The organism is Novipirellula caenicola, assembly GCF_039545035.1.
GTDB classification, from domain to species: Bacteria; Planctomycetota; Planctomycetia; order Pirellulales; family Pirellulaceae; genus Novipirellula; species Novipirellula caenicola.
This window is the reverse complement of sequence record NZ_BAABRO010000002.1, coordinates 123,982-145,241: the sequence shown is the minus strand read 5'-3', so window position 1 is coordinate 145,241 and position 21,260 is coordinate 123,982. Positions and strand designations below refer to the sequence as shown.

Here is a 21,260-nt window from a genome sequence, read left to right as displayed (position 1 = left end):
CGGCTTGCTCGGACGATCCTCACCCGGACGAGGCCTGCTGGGCCCGTCCGACCTCTCCCACGCCTCGCTCGGGAGAGGTGACTTGCGAATTACAGTCACCTCTCCCAAAACGCAGTTTAGGGAGAGGTCGAGCAGAGCCTTCAGCGATGCTCGGGTGAGGGCCTGCCTCCGGCTCACTTGCACGTCAAGTCAGGATCGACAGACGATTGTTGCACGGCTTGCTCGGACGACCCTCACCCGGACGAGGCCTGCTGGGCCCGTCCGACCTCTCCCGTGCTTCGCTCGGGAGAGGTGACTTGTGCAGTCACCTCTCCCAAAACGCAGTTTAGGGAGAGGTCGAGCAGAGCCTTCAGCGATGCTCGGGTGAGGGCCTGCCTCCGGCTCACTAGCAGGTCAAGTCACGATCGACAGTTGATTGCTGCACCCCTTGCTCGGACGCCCTCACCCGGACGAGGCCTGCTGGGCCCGTCCGACCTCTCCCGTGCTTCGCTCGGGATAGGTGACTTGCGAGTTACAGTCACCTCTCCCAAAACGCAGTCTAGGGAGAGGTCGAGCAGTGCCTTCAGCGATGCTCGGGTGAGGGCCTGCCTCCGGCTCACTTGCACGTCAAATCAGGATCGACAGCCGATTGCCGCACGGCTTGCTCGGACGACCCTCACCCGGACGAGGCCTGCTGGGCCCGTCCGACCTCTCCCGCGCTTCGCGCGGGTGAGGTGCCTTGCCACTTCCAGGGGCAAGTGCTTTCTGCATCAGCCGAGCACAAACGGCGGAAGACCAAAATCTTCGGCGGTCCTCGAAGTCTGCGATAAGGCGGCCGAAAAGCTGCAGAAGCCAGAGTCTCAATCAGGCTGGATCGACCACGATTTAGCGGCCCAGACTTACCCTGAAACGGGGTTCGCGTCCTCACCAGTATGAGTGACGTTGGCCAAGGTCGCTTCGAGCTGTTCGATCAACACCAACGCGGCATCCGCGATTTTGGTTCCAGGCCCAAAGATTGCCGTGGCGCCGGCTTCATACAACACCTCGTAATCTTGAGGCGGCACGACGCCTCCGACAACAATCATGATCTGTTCGTGACCGCGTCGAACCAGTTCATTATGCAGGATCGGAACGAGCGTCAAATGGTTGGCGGTCAGCGAGCTGACACCGATCACTTGCACAATCTGCTCGATCGCCGCAGCGGCCGTTTCTTCGGCAGTTTGGAACAGCGGTCCAATGACAACATCGAACCCCATATCGGCCAGTGCCGATGCAATTACTTTTTGTCCACGATCGTGACCATCTTGGCCCATCTTGGCAACCAAGATCCGTGGCGTCTGTCCCGCCGCATCGGAATACTCGGCGACTCGTTGTTGTACTGCTGAAAACGAATCGTTGTGTTTTGCTCCGGACGAATAGACGCCTCGTACGACACGCGGCGGAGCCGAATAGCGACCATAGACCGATTCGAGGGCATCACTGATTTCACCGACCGTGGCTCTTGCGCGAGCAGCATCCACGGCAGCCGCCAATAGGTTGGTTTTGGGATCCGACGCTGCATCACGCAGTGTCGCCAAACTTCGCTGCAATTCAGCCGGATCACGTTCAGCACGCAAACGATTAAGCCGGTCGAGTTGGTTCTGCAGTACCGCGGCGTTGTCGATTTTGCGAACTCGGAATTCATCTTGGCTGGGCAAACAATATCGATTCAATCCAACCACGATCGTCGAACCCGATTCGATATTCATCTGAGCTCGAGTGGCCGCCTCTTCGATTCGCTGCCGAGGGATTCCCATTTGAATCGCTTTGGTCATCCCACCGGCGGCTTCGATTTCATCAATATGTTGCTGGGCTCGGGTGATCAAGTCATGCGTCAACCGTTCCACGAAATAGCTGCCGCCCCAAGCGTCGACGACTTTGCAGGTATCCGTTTCGTGCTGTAGGAAAAGCTGGGTGTTGCGGGCGATGCGAGCGGAAAAATCGCTGGGAAGTGCAAACGCCTCGTCGATCGCGTTGGTGTGTAGCGATTGAGTGTGCCCATGTGTCGCCGCCATCGCTTCGATGCACGTCCGTGTTGCGTTGTTGTAGACGTCTTGCGCGACCAAACTGTAACCGCTGGTTTGGCAGTGTGCTCGCAAACACATGCTCTTGGGGTTGCTCGGGCCAAACGTTTTGACAATCTCAGCCCACATCAATCGAGCGGCACGCAGCTTGGCTACTTCCATAAAGTAGTCCATGCCGATGCCCCAAAAGAAAGAAAAACGCGGGCAAAATTGGTCGACGTGCAAACCTGCATTGACTCCCGCTCGGATGTATTCCAAACCATCGGCAAGCGTGTAGGCCAATTCGAGATCGGCAGTCGCACCGGCTTCTTGCATGTGGTAGCCGCTGATGCTGATGCTGTTGAACCGCGGCATCCGCTCGGTCGTGTAATGCAGAATGTCCGCCACGATCCGCATGCTGGCGTCGGGCGGATAGATGTAAGTGTTGCGGACCAGAAACTCTTTCAAAATGTCATTTTGAATCGTGCCCTGCAACTGGCTTGCCTGGACGCCTTGTTCCTCGGCGGCCACCAAATACATTGCCATGATCGGCAACACGGCGCCGTTCATGGTCATCGAGACACTCATTTTGTCCAGCGGAATGTCGTGGAACAAAATCCGCATGTCTTCGATGCTATCGATCGCCACGCCAGCCATGCCAACATCACCGGCGACGCGAGGATGGTCCGAGTCGTAGCCGCGATGGGTTGGCAAATCAAATGCAACACTTAATCCACGCTGTCCCGCAGCCACGTTGTGACGAAAAAAAGCGTTGGAGTCTTCGGCGGTCGAGAAGCCTGCGTATTGCCGGATCGTCCACGGTCGCTCGCGATACATGGTTTCGTGTGGACCGCGAACAAACGGAGCCGCACCTGGCAGCGAATCCAAATGCTCTAAACCAACCAAATCGGCGGCGGTGTAGATCGGTCGGATGCGAATCAATTCGTCGGTTTGCGTTGCTGACGCGGCGGGTGGGATGGATGGTTCCTGTATCGTTCCATTGGCATCCGGCCAGCAGCCGTCGCTCGGTCTCGCAGTCGCAGTTTGCTCAGGGGAATCATCACGCAGTGGCACGTTGGCAAAGTTTGGAACCGGATTCACGATGACACCTCTCGACTGACTTGATCTCCTAGCAGACGATTCAATTGCGGAATCGATGCGCCGCCACGGGCTGCGACGAACATCGCCTCGGCGAGGTTGGGGCCGTGTTCGAGCAGCGGGATCGCGACTTGGGCATCGTGATGTTCCGCGAACCTAGTGATCGCGATTTGCCGCAGCCGGTCCACATCCGGCGGAGCCCGGCGAACGATCCGGTCGCGAGCATGAACGAACTTGGTCACTCCGACAACGGTTTTCTCGCCAAAAGCAAACTGGCTCGCCCATTTTTCGGCGGACTGCGCGATTTGTTTTGCGATCCAACCGTTACGAACGCAGGCGAGCATGCCGCCGCGCTGCTCGACTTCTTGAAACAGCGTCCACGCTTGATCGCACAGTTGATTGGTTAGCGTTTCCAAAAAGTAGCTTCCGCCACTTGGGTCGACCACACGCCGCAGTTGCGCTTCGTCACGCAAGATCAGCAACGTGTTGCGTGCCATTCGCCGTCCAAATTCGTCGGGCAATTGGATGGCGTGATCCAGTGGCAGCGATGTGATCACATCAGCGCCGCCGATTAGTCCCGAAAACACGGCGGTACAGTTGCGGAGCAAATTGAGATTAATGTCGCGATCCGCCATCACTCGAGAACTGGTGCATGTTTGGATCTTCATCGCCGATGGCGACCCACCACATGCTTGGATCACGCGAGCCCATAACACACGTGCCGCTCGAAGTTTTGCAATGGAAAGGAAATGGTCCGTGCCGAGACTGAAACGGAACATGATCTGCGCGACCGCTTGGTCGATCGTCAGTGTTTCGGTTTGCGGAACACGCGGCGTCGTCATCGTTCGCAGGTACTGCACCGCGGTGGCGATCGAGAACGCCAGTTCTTGGGTGTCCGTGGATCCGGCGTCGTAATACGGCGTGCTATCGACTGCGACGGAGGTAACATGCGGATAGGTTCGCGAAGTCCAGGCGGCAAGATCGGATAAGCCGTGCATCGATTTGCCACGAAGCCGGGCGAGCGAAGGATCACGCGAAAGGGAGCCAATCGGGTCGGCATTGAAACCGCCGCGAGCCTGGGCAGGATCGACACCGCGGCGTTCCCATAGCCTCGCCAATAACGCGGCGGCGGCTAGGAAACCGTTACCCGCATCGAGTGCGATGGCGGTTTGATCCAGCGGGACCGAAGCGAGTGCCGTGTCAAAATCACTCGCCTCGTAAAGCATCACGCCGTCGTTCCCCAACCCCTCGCGGTCTTGCTGTTCCTCAGCGCCGTGCGGTCCCTCGTTGGCACGCTCGCCGTGTGGGCAAAACGCTTGCCATGATCCTGAGCGGATTGCACGGTCCAAACGCAATTCAATCGAGCGGACTCCTCCCTGTAGATCGTCCAGCACCGCTTGGTTGGTCAATTCGGGATCAGGATGGGCATGACGCTGGCGAAGATCGACTTCGATCTCGCTGCCGAGTTCCTTCGTGACGCCGCGAAGTAGAAAATTACGATCCGCGATCATGCATGGCGACGTCTCCGTGGCCGAGCGAGTGTAGAGCGGTTGCAACACGATGCCGTCATCGGTGCACCAATCGGCGGCATGGTTTTGACTGGGCGGTTGATGAAGGTCAGCCGAGGCTGCCGAGCGAGACGTATCGGTTTGGGAACACGCATCCGTTGGCGCGGTCGAGTATTGCGCGGAAAAGCATTTGGGATCAAGCATGATGGACGCCATCGACTCGGTGTCTCAATTCGGAACCGACCGCCCTCATTGTAATCGATGTCAATCACTCCGTGCGACTCTGACACAATTCTGTCAAAACACCTCCACAACTGTTCGGATGTATAAATGCGACATCCATTTGATCCGCCCCGGGACGCGGCACCGTGTCGATCATCGTGAGTCCGATTCGCTTGATCTGATCGATGCGTTGGCAAAGATCGTCCACGACGAAGGCCAGGTGATGAAGCCCTTCGCCGCGTTTGTCGATAAAACGTGCGAGCGGACTTTGCGGATCAGTCGCTTGCAACAGTTCGATGCGGACATCGCCGATTTTAAAAAATGCCACCCGGACATGCTGGCTTGGAACCTCTTCGATTCCTTCAAATGTCCCCCCTAACACGTCTTCGTAGAAAGCTCGTTGCGATTCGATCGCTCGAACCGCAATCCCGATATGGCTGAGTGATTTGACTGGCTTCATCGAGTTTTCCAATCGCAACGTGTCGTGGATTCAGGCGGCAGCGGACCGTGTTCAGGGATAAACGAATTCGTTTTCCGAGAGTTTCTGGTCGTTGTTTTTGTCGAATTTTGGGAAGCGCTTAGGAGCCTCGTCGGGATCGGGTTGATGCAGCAAAAACTCTTCGAGCGTCAAGAATCCGTCTTGGTCGCGATCGCGTTTGGCAAACATGCCCTTCCGCGACTTGGCATTCTGAGCCCGTTTTTCCTGGTCCCGTTTCAATTTTTCTGCCGCGGCGGCTCGCTGTTTGGGCGTTTTCCATTGCGGTTTGGGCTCGGGTTGCTGGTCAAGTATCGCAACCATCTTGGCGACCACTTCAGGATATTTGCTGGCAATGTTCTGAGTCTCGAGCGGATCGGTTTGATAGTCGTAAAGTTCAATCTCGGCCGTTTCCGGCTTCGCTCCGACCTCTTTCCAATGGACCATGCGGTAACGCGAGTTGCGGATCGCTCGGCCGAGTCGTGACCCACGGGGATAAACGTGAGTTACGTAATCGCGTACATGTTCCGTTGGGTTTTGAACGACTGCCGCTTGACTGACGCCATCCAGGTTCTCCGCCGTTTCGATGCCTGCCAATTCGACCAACGTCGGATAGATATCAACCGTTTCGATCATCGCAGCAGTCGTCGCGCCGCGGGCAGCACCGGGAGCGGAAATGATCACCGGGATCCGGGCGGCCTGCTCGTAGTTGGTGTGCTTGCACCACATGCCGTGGTCTCCCAGATGCCATCCGTGGTCGCCCCACAGCACGATGATGGTGTTATCGGCGAAACCATGCTGGTCGATTGCGTCGATGACTTTACCAATTTGCGCGTCCGCGTAACTTGTTGCCGCGTAGTAGCCGTGAATCAAATGACGTGTGGTCGACTCGTCAATGGGGCCGGTGCTTCGCATGTCGCTATAGTTGCGAAGCTCACCGCCGCTGGTAGCCGCATACGAAGGCGCACCGGTCGGCGGTGATGTCACCTCGGGCATCGGCAATTTGGCCGGGTCGTAGAGGTCCCAGTATTTCTTTGGAGCGACGAAGGGGAGGTGGGGTTTTAGAAAACCGGTCGCGATAAAGAAGGGCTGGTCCGGCGTCTGTTTCGCTTTCGCAATTCGCTCGATCGTTTCCAATGCGACTTGGCCATCGGCATACGTATCGTCCGACACGTCCGCCGCTTCGGTTGCCGGACCCCGTTTTCGACCTTTGGCATCGGGCACGATGTTTTTCAGACTGGCGTCCAACACATAGCTGGGGGCCTTGGGACGCCATGACGGCATGCTCCATGATGCTTTGTCGTCGATGTTGCCGTGCCCGACGTGGTAGATTTTACCAAGCCCCTGAGCGAGATAACCGTTGTTTTTGAAGTGTTGACTCAGCGTTAACACTTCGCCTCGTTGGGGATCCTGTGCGGTCAACTCGGCGGTTGCCAATCGAAAATGGGTGGGCAAGTCATAGACACCAATCGTTTGCGGACGCAGCCCCGTCATTAACGAATTGCGGCTCGGCGAGCAAACGGCTTGATTGCAGTACGCCGAATCAAAACGGACACCTCGTTTTGCCAACGCATCGATATTGGGCGTGACGGCGATCGGATCTCCAAAGCAACCGATCGTGGGCTTCAGGTCGTCGACGCAGATCAACAACACGTTGGGACGCTCGCCCGCGAGAGCGACCATTGGGAAAGTCGTCAGAAAAAGGACGCAGAGAAAGATTCGAGTCAACAACCGCTGAGGTCGCAGTAAGCTGGGGGACGTTAAGTGGTGGAACAATGCGATGCGAGGCATTGATGAACTCCGCAGGTAGGATCGAGGGTAGGTCGTAGCGACAAGAACCCTTAATATAGTCGCTGCGAGATGCTGCGGAATCCAGCCGAGCGATCGCGGTTTGTCGATTCGAATCTTTTTCGTTCTGATGACGAACCAACGTCCATGTTTGCCCCGCAGCGATTTCTAAACCAAATGGCATGCAACCTGCTTCGTAGACTCTGCTCGCAACCTCGGATCACTCCCCTAGTCCTGTTAAACACCGATAGAAACTATGAAATTGCCCACTCGAAAACTCGGACGCACCGGCATCGAAGTCACTCAGCTTGGTTACGGCAGCATGGGGCTTCGAGGGCCAAAAACATGGGGCGTTCGTGAGGTGAGCGACCAGGATGCCGAGGCGTTCCTGAATTTAGTGCTCGATTCAGGGATCAATTTCATCGACACCGCGCCGGACTATGGTGTTAGCGAATCGCGGATCGGTCGTTTTATTGGATCACGACGGTCCGAGTACTTTTTGGCTAGCAAGTGCGGATGCGTGTACACGCAACACGAGGACCATTTGGAAATTGATCATCAATGGAAAAAGGATGTCATCCAGCGCAATTTGGAAACGAGCTTGGCCAGGTTACAGACCGGGCATCTGGATCTGCTGCAGTTCCACGGTGGTGATGCGGAAACATTGGAACGCCAAGGATTGATTCGTCAGTTGGTCGAATTTCGCTCGCAGGGGCTGATCCGCTTCATCGGCATTTCGACCAAATTGCCCGAAATGACCAAGTTGATGAAGTTAGGCGTGTTTGACACGTTTCAAGTTCCCTATTCGGCACTCGCTCCCGAACATCATCAAGCGATATCGGATGCGGCTAACAACGGTGCGGGAATCATTTTACGGGGCGGGATCGCCCACGGCGGTCCCGACGCCGAGATCAAGCGTCCGGCGCTTGACGATGTTTGGACTCGCGCGAATCTGGACGAATTGCGGCCCGAAGGAATGTCACGCGCGGAGCTGATTCTGCGTTACACGCTGTCGCATCCCCATTGTCATACCACGATCGTGGGCACATGCAATCGAGAACATCTGGCCGAAAACATTTCCGCGGCTCAAAAAGGCGCTCTTCCAGAGGATCTGTACCAAGCGATCGGTCAACGCGTTGCCGAACTGGCATAAAGGGTTCACCACGGATCGGCAACGCGACGCGATGACGTCGCGGTTGCCGGCGGATCCGTGATGCGACAGGCCGTTTTTAGCAGGCCGTTATTCCACGAGCGTTTGACCGCCGTCGAACTGCTGCATCAAGCTGTAGTCCGGTGCACGTGGCTGCGGACGCGATGGCAAACAACAATCGTTGCAGCCGCCGATCATGCCCGATTCGCGTGTCCCGGACAGCGTCAGCAGGTAATCGGGATCCAATTTGCCTGGATCAATCCACAATCCTTCGGCAGTCAATTCCATCGTGCCGAGGTCAAAGTCCAAGCTGCGGCGAACGACTTCGTAGTTAACGAAGATGTTCAGCAGCGAGTTCTGTGCGTCCAACAAGTCGTTCAACGCACTGATCGCATCACGAGCGGCAGTCGGACCGCTGCTTCGACCCCGAGCATCGTTGAGTGCTCGAATGTCGGCATTCAATTCGATTTGAGACGCGGCGATGCTGACCGCTTGGCGACCGAGTTCGAAGGTCAAACGGTTCGCCTGAAGCTGGCGAATCTCAGCACGCAGCTGCTGCCACACATCGTCTTCGAAACCATAATACTCTCGTTTGGCTTGTTCGTAGGCGATCAAGATCGCACGGTAATTGTTCCGCTCGATCAAACGCGTGATCGGGGCATCCCATTGCAATCCGACTCGCAAACGTCCCGTCGATGAACGCAGGTCCAACGGATTGTTTCCGACATTTTGCACGTCGCCATTGAAGACCACATCAAGCGAACTTTCCAAATCATTGGCGACGACCTCGATCAATCGCCATTGGTCCACCAAATTCGCACGAGCATTGGCCCAATCGCGACGATTCGCACGAGCGATCTGCAGCGCGGTTGCAGGTTCGATTTCCACCTCGGGAAGCAACACGCTTTCGGTCCTGGCTCGTGCCTGGATCAGTTGCAACGTCAACACGTCGTCGGCCAGTTCGGACAACAAGTCTTGGGATACCAGAATGACGTTATCTCGCAACGTTTGAGCCACGACGCGTGGATCGGTGTCCTCGGGGCCTTGTGTTGCCAATTTCTCAATCGATGCGTCGAGCTGCTCTATCCGTTGTTGATAGGTGTTCAAACGCTCGCCGAGTCGATCGTATTGGTCTTTCAATATTTCGCTGAGCGAATCCAACCCTTCGATATCAAACAGCGACTCGTCGATTTCCGATGTGTTCAGCAGCGAACAGATTTGGGTTTTCTGTTCCTGGTACATCTTGCTCAATTGACGATTTTGACTTTGGCGTTCGGCCAATGATTCGTTAAATCGCTCGATATCTTCCGCGATTCGCGGCAGGTCATCAACGATCAAGGTGCGGTTGAATTCTGCGAGCGGTTGAATTTCGCCCTTCAATGTCAACAGCCATTTCGCCAATTCGTCGTTCCATTCGATCTGAGACTCGGGCAACCCGGTCGCCTCGTCCACCTTGAACGTTGCTCGTTCCAGGATCGAAACATTCAATCGTCCGACGTTGGTTCGCACCGACGCCAATTGTTCGCGGCGGCCAAGTAGATCGCGGTCGATCAACTCAAACCGTTGCAAGATGGGGTCTTCAAGCCGTGCGCAGATATACGGTGGCAAACCAAGGTTGCGAAGAAACGCGTCGACCGATCGTTCGTAGCCGGCTTGCTGTGCGACCAATTGGCTTTGTGAACGCAATAAACTCGATTGGGCCTGGGCGACTTGCAACCGTTGACGGATGATCGTTTCAGCGTCATCCGGGATCGTGGTCAATTGCTCGATCAAGGTGTCTTCGAGGATCAGCAAGTTTTCCGATTGGCGGGCAATGTTCTCTTCGAGGTTGCGGATCTGCAATTGAGTTTGTAGCAGACCAAGGTAACCGCTCGCGCTGCCACCGCCAGTCCCAAAGCCTTGTCCGTTGATCGATAGGTTTGGGCCGCCGGTACTGACTTGGCTTTCCAATCCGCGTCCGATTGTGATGTTTAAAAAGAAACTGCGGCGATAACGTTCGAACGCGCGAACGTTGGCGAGCAGGTTTCGCTCGGCATACGTCAAGCCTTCGAGCACTTGGTCACGACCGGCACCCCGCAACAGCGGTTGCAACAACGTGAAATCAAAGATCGTCGATGCACTTTGCGAATTCGGACCGCTCAATTCCCAGACGATGTTGTTGGCAACGCCCGCGATCAATTCGCCACCGGTCGCAAAACGACGCTCGAGCGAAAGCGGACGGCTGCCACTGCTATAGGTGCCGACTTCGAACCGAGTGCTGCTGTCACCACCGCCGCCGCTACGACGGCGACCGTCGGCGGTCAAAAACGTCTGCAGACCGCCAAAGAATTGGGTATCGAATTGGAACCGCTGGTTGCTGACATCCAGGGCGGCCAAATACAGTTCTTCGAGCTGGGCTTGGTATTCGGGCGAATGCAACAGCGCGATTCGAACTGCGTTTTCGGCGTTCAGCACCAACACGCCGTCCTCGTCGAGTGGCAAAAATTGCCACCAATCGGGACTTTCGGCGGTGTTCGTCACCCCGGATGCTTCCCACAGCGGATAACCACGCCGGCCATCGACACATTGCATGTACTCGTACGACGAGGGATCGTCGGTGGGAATCGGCTGAAAATCCAAGTCGAATGGATTGAACATCCGGCTGCGGCGATCGACATCGATTCGCAACGCCGTGTTGGGAGGCCGAGATATGTGTTGCGATTTCTCGTCCAACAACATGTTGACTTCACAATCGGCTTGTTTGCGATAGTACTGGCGATGACAGCCCACGCTGCTAAGCAGCAGTGTGCTAAGCAGGATTGCGCAACCGAGTGGGATTATCCTCTGCCGAACTAGCGACGGGGCAGCCGCAAGTCGTTCCGCCGTGATTGTCGAGCCGACCGTCAATCGGGAATGAAATTTACTCACGTGGGCAATTCGGGTGTGAGAGAATTGGTTTATTGGGGATAACGCCTACAAAACGCACATCCGTCAGTACAGTTAACGAATTCGGCGTCCCGTCGTGCGGTCTTCACCGGATCGGTTGGTTATGACGGTGGGCCGGGTGAATGCATTGACGGCGGTATCGATTGCAGCGACTTTGACGACGCTGCCGGCGGGGGGCTTGATCGATTGTTGGTCCCGCCAAAAGGGGCAGATGCCCCCGTTTGGACCTCCCAATCACGCGAATCTCCCGCAGATTACGAGAAAAGCTTGACGGCGCATCTTGCCCAACTTATTATCCAACGGAGGCATTTTTGTTTGTGACGCTCAACCGCAAACCGCCTCCGAACCCACGCGGTCGTCTTCTTCATCTACTTAATGCCTGTTCAACCTCTCGCTTAAACGATCATGCAATACGCTATTCTGGGCCTACTGATCGTTGTCGTGATTGGCTTCTTCGTCTTGGTGTGGAAGGCAGCACCCACGTGGCGTTGGTATCACCTCGTCACCGTCAGCATCACGATGCTGTTGGCCGTGCTGTTTATCTTTCCCACCGCCGGAGCCCTCAAAAGCCGTGCGGCATGGCACCAGACCAAAGAAAAACTTGAAGTCCGAGCGGAAAAAGCAAAACAAGAGTACCAAACGCTCAAGTTCGGCAGTTTGACCGATCCCGAAGCTGGCAAGGGAGTGGTCGCATTGAACCACGAGTTGTCGGTGATCTCGGTCGAAGCTGGTCGAGTTTGGCGATCCTTGGAGCTCAAAAATGGCGATCTCAAAGGGATCGTCCTGGCGAACACCCAACCCGCTGCGGTGATTCCGGACGACGTGGCCGCGCCGGCTGCGGATGCAGCAGATGCTGCTGCGGCCCCCGCCGCCCCCGAGGCATTGGTCCCCGAAGGCTTGATCGTGTACGGGTTTGCCGAACGTCCCGTGCCCAGTATGAACTTGCAATTGCCGCGGTTCTATTTGGGAGAATTTCGCGTGATCTCGAGCACTCCAGATCAAGTCACCCTGCAGCCGACCGGCAAGCTGGAAAAAAATCAACAAGATGCGATCACAAGCATGCAGGCGAGCCAATGGTCCATCTACGAAATGTTGCCGCTTGATGGACACGAGATTTTCATTGCCGAAGGCAGCTCTCCCGACGAAAACCACCTGTTCGGAAGGGTTGACGACCAATTGCTTGCCAATCTGTTTGAGTCCGGAGTGAGCCAGGAGACGTTAAATTCATACCTGCGGGATGGCAGCCAAGCGACGCCTGACGATCCGCCGCTGAGTCGTTGGACTCGCGTTGAATTCATCAAAAAACACAAGATTCAAGTCGACGGGCAACGCACCACTGCAGCGACCGATGGCGACTTTTTCGATGGCACCGGACGCGCCTTGGACAGTCGTTTGCAACGCAGCGAAGAGGACGAGGTATCGTTCAACGTCGGCGATCAGCTTGTTCTCAAAGAAGAGGCGGCCAACGAATTGATCGATCTCGGAGTGGTCAAGCTGATCAATCAATATTACATCCGCCCGCTAAACGATTACCGATTCGTGCTCCGCCGCATCCGGTTGCGGCTGACCGCACTGGAGTCTCAGATTCAGGAAGCGGATTATCAGAAAACGGTGCTGCAGGAAGCAATCCGCGCGACCGAGGCCATGTTGACCTCGACGCAGGCGGACAAGTTAAAGCTCGAGCAAGATTTCGAGCAAACCGAGAAGGAGCGAATCGCAATCCAAAACTACCATGACGAGATTGCGTCGCGAGTCGATCAGACCCGCCAAGAATTAGTTCGGCTCTACAACCAAAATCAGCAGCTCGAACAGCAACTCGAAACGATCCACAAGACGATCAAAAGTCGCATGGACGCGCTGACACTGGCTCCCTAGTCGTCCTTCTCGCTCACTCGCACACCCCCGTCCGCCCCCGTAGTGGACGAGGCAACGGGTCCCGCCCGCGCACCCATCCCACGCGCGTACTTCACTCGCCACCCTTCTGCGCACCCCACGTTCCTTTTGCGTATCCCCTCTGCGCATCACAACCAGGCTCCCAAGCCCGCTCCCACCCAATCCGCAAACGTCTACCCAATTCACGTAAGTTTTGCGAAAGAAACTTCCTTCGCTTCGGCATGCTTCGGCGTTCTAATTAGCGGAGTCGCGATCCAACTGCCAATAAAAACAACGAAATCCGCGGTTTGTGAATGAGCACGCGAGAAAAACTCTGGCGGCAATATATCTCAATTGTGATGCGTGATTCCTACTTGGCGGCAGCCTCGTTTCCTGTCACAATGATGGGGTGCCTTCTTGGCTGCATCTCCCACCTTGCTCGATTCAAAGCACCGTCTTCATCTCCTTCCACCGACGGCAAGAAAAAAATTATGATTCGACAAATCGCCTCCGCTTTTCTTCGTCCGCTCGGCTCTAACGTGGCCCTCGTGTTGGCGAGTTTTGGTTTATGCGGAGCGATGGGAAGCATTACGGCGCGTTTGGATGCAGCCGAGGTGGCTGCTGACACAGCGAAGACGCCGCCACCTGCGGCGGTTGATTTCACCAAACAGGTGCAACCGATCTTGGCCAAGCGGTGCTTCGCCTGTCATGGTCCGGATAAAGCCGAAGGCGGAATTTCGTTTGCGGAACAAGAATCCGCGTTTGCCGAAGCCGAGTCTGGCGAATACGCGATTGTCCCCGGTGATGTGGACGCCAGTATGTTGGTCGCGCGAATCACCACCGACGACGAATTTGAACGCATGCCACCCGATGGCGATCCCGTGACCGCGTCCGAGGCGGAGTTGCTCTCACAATGGATCGCCCAGGGAGCCGCTTGGGGAACACACTTTGCATTCGAGCCAATGGGGAATCCGGATCCGCCGCAAGTCGCCTATCCGCTTTGGAATGAAAACCCGATCGACGCGTTCCTTTACGCTTCGCTTGATCAAGCCGGTTTGAAACCGAACGCTTCGGCAGACCGCCGAACGTTGGTGCGGCGAGCCTACTACGATTTGACCGGTCTGCCGCCATCGCCGTCGGAGGTGGATGCGTTTGTCAACGATGATTCCCCGGATGCATTCTCGGAACTGGTGGACCGATTGCTTCAATCACCTCATTACGGTGAACGTTGGGGACGCCATTGGTTGGACTTGGTCCGCTACGCCGAATCCAACTCGTTCGAACGCGACAACCCAAAACCAAATGCTTGGAAGTATCGAGATTATGTCATCAAGTCGTTCAATGACGATAAACCGTACGACCAATTCGTCCGCGAACAACTAGCGGGTGACGAACTCGACACCGTTACCACCGAATCGCTGACCGCAACCGGCTACTATCGCTTGGGGATTTGGGATGACGAGCCTGCCGATCCCGTGCAAGCTCGTTTCGACGAGATGGATGACTTGATCACGACGACCGGGCAAGCCTTTCTGGGGCTGACGATCAATTGTGCTCGATGTCATGACCACAAGATCGATCCGATCCCGCAAAGCGATTACTACAGCATGCTGTCGTTTTTCGAGGATGTGACTCGCTATGCGACTCGTGGCGACGCGGTTGAGAACAACCAAATCGATGTCACCTCCGCAGAGCTCAAAGCCCGTTATCACGAAAATGACGAGGCTCGCAAGAAAATCGAAGCCGCGATGCACGAAATCGAGCAAGCCGGAATCGTCAAAATGTCCGCTCCGGATCAACGCGCGACCGAAGGGCCTCGTCGTGAACGCGACAAGATCCTTAAGGAAAAACTGAAAGACCACCTCAGCGCCGAACAGTGGCGTGAATACGAATCGCTTCGCAAACAATTACGCGACAACCAGCGAGAACTGAAGCAGCTGCCGCCACGCGACTCAGTGATGGGGTTGGCGAAATACCCGGCGGATCCTGGCAAAACGTTTGTGATGTTTCGCGGCAATCCCCATTCGCCTGGTGACGAGGTGCAGCCGTCATTTCCTGAAATCTTTGAGACGGCCATTGCTGAGGTCCCGGCGACTAGCAAGGTCACACGCGTTGATGCGTTTAACAACCGTTCGCTTGGCCGCCGCCGTGTATTGGCGGATTGGATCGCCAGCGAAGACAACCGGCTGACCGCTCGCGTGATGGTCAATCGAATCTGGCAATTCCATTTCGGACGCGGCATCGTTCGCAGCAGCAATAATTTTGGCCAACTCGGAACGCCGCCGACGCATCCAGAGTTGCTTGATTGGTTGGCTCAAACGTTTGTCGACAACGGCTGGAAAATCAAAGACATGCATCGCATGATCATGAATAGCCAGGCCTATCAAATGTCGTCGGCGAGTCACGAGCAGGGGTTGGCGATCGATCCGGCAAACGATTTGTTTTGGCGGTTTGACCCGCGTCGTCTGAGTGCCGAAGAAGTTCGTGATTCGATTCTGGCGGTCAACGGATCACTGAACCGGAGCGTTTATGGCCCAAGTTTCTACGAGAAATTGTCGGCCGAAGTGCTCGCTGGGCAATCTCGACCAGGCCAAGGTTGGGGCGACTCACCCGAGGAACAACGCAATCGACGCAGCATCTATATCCATGTCAAGCGATCGTTGTTGACTCCACTGTTGACTGCGTTCGATTTTCCAGATCCCGACCTGACCTGTGAAGCTCGCTTTGCCACGCTGCAGCCTGGGCAAGCGTTGTCGCTGTTGAACAGTGACTTTATTCACGAACAATCCGCCATGTTTGCCAAGTCGATTGATGCGGCGAACATCGGCAACGCCGAAGTGGTCCGGCGAGCTGTGAACGCCGCGTTCGCTCGAGAAGCGACCGAGGCCGAGATTGCCGATGGGGTGGCGTTGATCGAGAAATTAACATCGACCGATGGAATTACACGCGATCGGGCGGTCAGCTTGTATTGTCTGACGGTGATGAATTGGAACGAGTTCCTGTTTTTAGACTAAACGTGTGTTGACCATTGCCTCACCCCGATAGCGTTAATTGACTTTCCCACGAAATTCACTGAGATCCCGAACATGACCAAACGAGACAACTTCTGCGGCCGCACTCGTCGCGAATTCTTGTGGCAAACCGGCGGCGGCTTCGGTGCTGCGGCGATGGCGTCGATGCTCGGGGCCGATGGCTTTTTCGATCAAGCGACCGCATCAGAATCCGATGCCCCGTTTGTGAATCCTTTGGCGGCAAAACCACCGCACTTCGCACCAAAGGCGAAGTCGGTGATCTTTTTGTTTATGTATGGCGGGCCTAGCCATATCGATACGTTCGATTACAAACCGAACATGATCGGTATGGATGGCAAGACGGTCGACGTGAAAACGTTTGGTCGCGGAGGGCACAAAAGCGGCGGCCGCATCGTCGAACCGCGTTGGAAATTTAAACAGCATGGCGAATGCGGAAAGTGGGTCAGTTCGCTGTTTCCCAATGTCGCAAACCATGTCGATGACATCGCATTTTTGCACTCGATGACCGCCGATTCGCCGATCCACGGATCCGCGATGTTGATGATGAACAGTGGCCGAATTCTCTCAGGCAATCCCGCGATGGGATCATGGTTGACTTACGGGCTCGGCAGCGTCAATGAGAACCTGCCTGGTTTCGTCGTGATGCTTGACCCCAGTGGCGGACCGATCAGCGGCGCGAAAAACTGGAGCAGTGGCTACATGCCCGCCACATACCAAGGCAACGTGTTTCGCGTCGAAGGGGCTCCGATCTTAGATCTCGCCCCTCCAAGCGATCTGCCCGAGGGAGTGCAGCGGCAATTGATCGATTCGATCCAAAAAGCAAATAACCGGCACTTGGTTTCTCGTGAAAGTAACAGCGATCTGTCGTCACGAATCGCCAGCTACGAATTAGCGTACAAAATGCAATCTGCGGCACCCGAGGCGGTGGATCTTAGCAGCGAAGACGCAAAAACGATTGCGATGTACGGCGCCGATCAAGAGCCGACGCGGGACTTTGGCAAACGCTGTATTATCGCACGACGGCTGGTCGAACGCGGAGTGCGGTTCATTCAGTTGTACAGCGGCGGGGCTCACAACGACCATAACTGGGACGCCCACGGCAACCTCGAAGACAACCACAACAAACACGCCGGCGCGACCGACAAACCGGTCGCGGCGCTGCTGGCCGATTTGAAACAGCGTGGCATGCTTGATGAAACGCTCGTTGTGTGGGGAGGCGAGTTTGGCCGACAACCCACCGCCGAATATGCAGAAGGGTCGGGCCGAGATCACAACGCGTACGGCTTTACGATGTTCATGGCAGGCGGCGGGATCAAAGGCGGGATCAGCCACGGCACGACCGACGAACTGGGGGCGCAAGCTGCAGAGAACCCCCTTCACGTCAAAAACCTGCATGCCACGATCCTGCACCAAATGGGACTCGACCCCAACCACTTGTCGTACTTCTATGGCGGCTTAGAGCAAAAATTGGTCGGCGTCGAACACGTCGAACCGATCCACGAGATCATCGCCTAGCACCACGCGTGTTCCACTGAGCCAGTCGCAATGCGAAGGCAGCATGTAGACCGAGCCCGCGCAAGTGGGGATTGCCGGCAAGTCGCAACGCGACGAAAGGCGATGGCAACACGCGCGAGTCCGTGGGACGCCGCACCAGTCGCAATGCGAAGGCATGCGATAGCCAGGGGCGTGAGTTCATGGAACGTCTAGGTGCTAACCAATCCAGTCTGACCTACCAGTCGCAACGCGACGATATGCAGTAGCCACGGACGTCAGTCCGTGGAAGAGGACGCACCCCACCGCACAGAGTCGCGAAGCGACGGCAGGTGTTACGGCCACGGTGCAACGCACGATCCATGCAGCGAAAGGTTAAATGATGCGAAATTAAAAAAATGGGGAAGATGCCGGACATCGTATTCCGTCACGAATCGCCGTGACAGTCGCATTTTTCTGTCGCACCAATCTTCCTGTCGACGCATCGTCCGCGCACTCCAAATCGACCCGCAGATTCTCATTGCATCCTGTTGCCGTCGGGCAAGCTCGCTCACACCGTGTGAGAGGACAGAAAGATTGGTGCGACAGAAAGATTCAAAGACCTGAACACTGGATTATCCATCTAGCTGCCAACTGATCCAGCCAGTGTCACCAGTCGCAACGCGACGATATGCAGTAGCCACGGACGTCAGTCCGTGGAAGAGGACGCACCCCACCGCAAAGAGTCGCGAAGCGACGGCAGGTGTTGCGGCCACGGTGCAACGCACCATCAATGCAGGAAGAGGTTAAAAGATGAGAGATTAAAAATGGAGACTACGCCGGACATCGTATTCCGTGAAGAATCGCCGTGGCCGTCACATTTTTCTGTCGCATCAATATTCCTGTCGACCCATCGTCCGCGCACACCGAATCGACCCGCAGATTCTCAGTCCATCCTGTTGCCGTCGGGTAAGCTCGCTCACACCGCGTGAGAGGACAGAAAGATTGGTGCGACAGAAAGATTCAAAGACCTGAACACTGGACTATCCATCTAGCTGCCAACTGATCCAACCAGTGTTGCCAGTCGCAACGCGACGACAGGCTGTAGCCACGGACGCGAGTCCGTGGAAGAGGACGCACCCTATCGCACAGAGTCGCGAAGCGACGGCAGGAGATGCGGCCACGTTGCAACGCACGATCAATGCAGCCAAAGGTTAGAAGATGATAGATTAAAAAATAGTGCCAACGCCGGACATCGTATTCCGTCAAGTATCGCGATGCCCGTCACATTTTTCTGTCGCACCAATCTTTCTGTCGACTCATCGTCCGCGTGCACACCGCATCGAACCGCAGATTCTCAGTCCATCCTGTTGCCATCGTGCAAGCTCGCTCACACCGCGTGAGAGGACAGAAAGATTGGTGCGACAGAAAGATTGCAAAGGCAAGGAAAACGGCACTGCCTGTCGTGCGATAACCCATGGGAATCGATTCATCCCGCTCTGCAGTCGCAACGCGACGACAGGCTGTAGCCACGGACGTCAGTCCGTGGAAGAGGACGCACCCCGGCGCACAAAGTCGCGAAGCGACGGCAGGTGTTGCGACTACAGTGCAACGCACCCGATCTGCAGCGAAAGGTTAAAAGATGTGAGATTAGAAAATGGAGCCAACGCCGGACATCGTATTCCGTCAAGAATCGCCGTGCCCGTCACAATTTTCTGTCGACCCATCGTCCTCGCGCATACCGAATCGATCCTCAGATGGTGAATCCGTCCAGTTCCATCGTGCCAGCTCGCTCACACCGCACGTAAAGACAGAAAGGTTGGTGCGACAGAAAGATTCAAAAACCTGAGCACCGAAATATCTATCGTGGTGGCACCCATTTAACCAGTGTTACCAGTCGCAACGCGACGACAGGCTGTAGCCACGGACGTCAGTCCGTGGAAGAGGACGCACCCCGGCGCACAAAGTCGCGAAGCGACGGCAGGTGTTGCGGCCACGTTGCAACGCACGATCAATGCAGCAAGAGGTTAAAAGATGAGAGATTAAAAATGGAGACAATGCTGGCAATCGTGTTCTGTCACGAATCGCCGTGGCAGTCACATTTTTCTGTCGCATCAATTTTTCTGTCTACCCATCGTCCGCGCACTCCGAATCGACCCGCAGATTCTCAGTCCATCCTGTTGCCGTCGGGCAAACACGCTCACACCGCGTGAGAGGACAGAAAGATTGGTGCGACAGAAAGATTCAAAGACCTGAACACTGGACTATCCATCTAGCTGCCAACTGATCCAACCAGTGTTGCCAGTCGCAACGCGACGATATGCAGTAGCCACGGACGCGAGTCCGTGGAAGAGGACGCACCCCGGCGCACAAAGTCGCGAAGCGACGGCAGGTGTTGCGGCCACGTTGCAACGCACGATCAATGCAGCAAGAGGTTAAAAGATGAGAGATTAAAAATGGAGACAACGCCGGCAATCGTATTCCGTCAAGAATCGCCGTGGCCGTCACATTTTTCTGTCGCACCAATCTTTCTGTCGACCCATCGTCCGCGCGCACCGAATCGAACCGCAGATTCTCAGTGCATCCTGTTGCCGTCGTGCAAGCTCGCTCACACCGCGTGAGAGGACAGAAAGATTGGTGCGACAGAAAGATTTCAAAAACCTGAGCACCGGACGATCTATTCTGGTACCAACCGATCGAAATTGTCCTACCAGTCGCAACGCGACGAACCGCTGTGACCAGCCCCAGAATGCCGGACGGCATGCAGCGTGCTCGGTGCAATGTCGCTGGATTGTCACGCTGGCGCGGTCGACGGTTAGTCCCGGTCGAAATTTTCCTTGATCACACCCGCCAAGTCACAGAGTAATTGGTCACACGGTCCGGTATACGACGAGCCGTGCATGACCGCCAGCGTGTCAGGTTTTAGATCAGCCAGTGATCGCAAAACGCCTTCGGTTTGCCGCGTATACGGCATGTAACCTGCCAGCGGTCCACCCTGCATTTGCTGCATCGCGGCCTGCGTTGGCTCGATTAAATCCGACGAGGTCAGTGGTTCGACATCGCCAAAGTGATGGAACAAATCGGAACAGAACAGGGATTTGCGTGTCTCCTCGAACATTACCCCCGCATCCCAGCCGTGTGGAATGTGAGGTGACCGATAGAACCGATACCGGTACTTTCCGGTGACCAGAACATCGTCGGCACTCATTCCCAAGGCGGGACGGATGGCAAAATCGTCGACGTTGACGATTTTGCCAACCAACGTGCAAACAGGTTGCGCTTGCGGGGCTATTCGCAGCCAATCATTGAGTCCTCCGCACTCGTCGGATTCAAAATGACTCCAGGCAACATGTCGAAGTTTGGTGGGGTCAATCAACTGGGCCACCGCCTCACGCAACATCGGAAACATCGCCTTCAGTCCTGCGTGAAACAGCAGCGGCTCGTCGTCGCGAACGAGGAAGTGATTGAACTGCATGTCAAGCTCTGCGACGTAGATCGAGAGCCGAAACAGATCCGGGGCGATTTCGTTAATGGTGGTCATGGTTCACAATCGATGAGACATTCAGTTGCCTAACGGTCGATCGTCCCCGACGACAGACGATAAGATTTTGTATTGCCAGGCCGGGCGAGCTGGCGAGACGAGGAACGATTCGCTAACCCAGCGGCGGTGCAATGCGATTGTACCACGCCGCTGCAGAG

General features: G+C 55.9%; 10 protein-coding genes. 4 read left to right on the top strand and 6 right to left on the bottom strand.

Features of this window, described 5'->3' with window-relative positions; genetic code table 11:
• Positions 1 to 878 precede the first annotated feature (878 nt).
• The 4 genes from scpA to ABEA92_RS04655 all read right to left on the bottom strand — a co-directional run bounded on the left by scpA (position 879) and on the right by ABEA92_RS04655 (position 7,115).
• The gene (scpA, locus tag ABEA92_RS04670; protein ID WP_345682642.1) at positions 879 to 3,122 is read right to left on the bottom strand and encodes a methylmalonyl-CoA mutase; all 2,244 of its coding nucleotides are present in this window, start codon (positions 3,120 to 3,122) and stop codon (positions 879 to 881) included.
• Entirely contained in the window at positions 3,119 to 4,831 is a 1,713-nt protein-coding gene (locus ABEA92_RS04665; protein ID WP_345682641.1) for a methylmalonyl-CoA mutase family protein, read from the bottom strand. The genes scpA and ABEA92_RS04665 overlap by 4 nt, the downstream gene beginning before the upstream one ends.
• A gap of 64 nt (positions 4,832 to 4,895) precedes the next feature.
• Positions 4,896 to 5,309, bottom strand: a complete 414-nt coding sequence (gene mce / locus ABEA92_RS04660) for a methylmalonyl-CoA epimerase (protein ID WP_345682640.1) — start codon at positions 5,307 to 5,309, stop codon at positions 4,896 to 4,898.
• Positions 5,310 to 5,360: 51 nt separating this feature from the next.
• Positions 5,361 to 7,115 carry a sulfatase-like hydrolase/transferase gene (locus ABEA92_RS04655; protein ID WP_345682639.1) on the bottom strand — a complete coding sequence of 585 codons (1,755 nt, stop codon included), beginning with the start codon at positions 7,113 to 7,115 and terminating at the stop codon, positions 5,361 to 5,363.
• A 253-nt stretch (positions 7,116 to 7,368) separates the two neighbouring features.
• On the opposite strand from ABEA92_RS04655, the gene ABEA92_RS04650 reads away from it, so the two are divergent.
• Positions 7,369 to 8,265, top strand: coding sequence for an aldo/keto reductase (locus tag ABEA92_RS04650; protein ID WP_345682638.1), 897 nt, complete (start codon positions 7,369 to 7,371; stop codon positions 8,263 to 8,265).
• Positions 8,266 to 8,352: 87 nt separating this feature from the next.
• On the opposite strand, the gene ABEA92_RS04645 is transcribed toward ABEA92_RS04650, so the two are convergent.
• Entirely contained in the window at positions 8,353 to 11,169 is a 2,817-nt protein-coding gene (locus ABEA92_RS04645) for a hypothetical protein (protein WP_345682637.1), read from the bottom strand.
• A 423-nt stretch (positions 11,170 to 11,592) separates the two neighbouring features.
• Here ABEA92_RS04645 and ABEA92_RS04640 point away from each other — a divergent pair, with 423 nt between their 5' ends.
• The 3 genes from ABEA92_RS04640 (at position 11,593) to ABEA92_RS04630 (ending at position 17,606) form a co-directional block, all read left to right on the top strand.
• The gene (locus tag ABEA92_RS04640; protein ID WP_345682636.1) at positions 11,593 to 13,062 is read left to right on the top strand and encodes a hypothetical protein; all 1,470 of its coding nucleotides are present in this window, start codon (positions 11,593 to 11,595) and stop codon (positions 13,060 to 13,062) included.
• A gap of 488 nt (positions 13,063 to 13,550) precedes the next feature.
• Complete coding sequence (locus tag ABEA92_RS04635) at positions 13,551 to 16,073, top strand: PSD1 and planctomycete cytochrome C domain-containing protein (RefSeq protein ID WP_345682635.1); 2,523 nt, start codon at positions 13,551 to 13,553, stop codon at positions 16,071 to 16,073.
• Between the two features lie 72 nt (positions 16,074 to 16,145).
• Positions 16,146 to 17,606, top strand: a complete 1,461-nt coding sequence (locus ABEA92_RS04630) for a DUF1501 domain-containing protein (protein ID WP_345682634.1) — start codon at positions 16,146 to 16,148, stop codon at positions 17,604 to 17,606.
• 2,770 nt (positions 17,607 to 20,376) lie between these two features.
• Here the strand turns inward: ABEA92_RS04630 and ABEA92_RS04625 are convergent.
• On the bottom strand, positions 20,377 to 21,102 hold the full coding sequence (locus ABEA92_RS04625; protein ID WP_345682633.1) for an oxygen-binding di-iron domain-containing protein: 726 nt from the start codon (positions 21,100 to 21,102) through the stop codon (positions 20,377 to 20,379).
• Positions 21,103 to 21,260 lie beyond the last annotated feature (158 nt).

What these genes read in the sequence shown, in the direction of transcription:
- ABEA92_RS04625 (WP_345682633.1), bottom strand. Translation starts at nt 21,102, where the DNA reads ATGACCACCATTAACGAAATCGCCCCGGATCTGTTTCGGCTCTCGATC.
- ABEA92_RS04665 (WP_345682641.1), bottom strand. Translation starts at nt 4,831, where the DNA reads ATGCTTGATCCCAAATGCTTTTCCGCGCAATACTCGACCGCGCCAACG.
- mce (WP_345682640.1), bottom strand. Translation starts at nt 5,309, where the DNA reads ATGAAGCCAGTCAAATCACTCAGCCATATCGGGATTGCGGTTCGAGCG.
- ABEA92_RS04630 (WP_345682634.1), top strand. Translation starts at nt 16,146, where the DNA reads ATGACCAAACGAGACAACTTCTGCGGCCGCACTCGTCGCGAATTCTTG.
- ABEA92_RS04650 (WP_345682638.1), top strand. Translation starts at nt 7,369, where the DNA reads ATGAAATTGCCCACTCGAAAACTCGGACGCACCGGCATCGAAGTCACT.
- ABEA92_RS04655 (WP_345682639.1), bottom strand. Translation starts at nt 7,115, where the DNA reads ATGCCTCGCATCGCATTGTTCCACCACTTAACGTCCCCCAGCTTACTG.
- ABEA92_RS04640 (WP_345682636.1), top strand. Translation starts at nt 11,593, where the DNA reads ATGCAATACGCTATTCTGGGCCTACTGATCGTTGTCGTGATTGGCTTC.
- ABEA92_RS04635 (WP_345682635.1), top strand. Translation starts at nt 13,551, where the DNA reads ATGATTCGACAAATCGCCTCCGCTTTTCTTCGTCCGCTCGGCTCTAAC.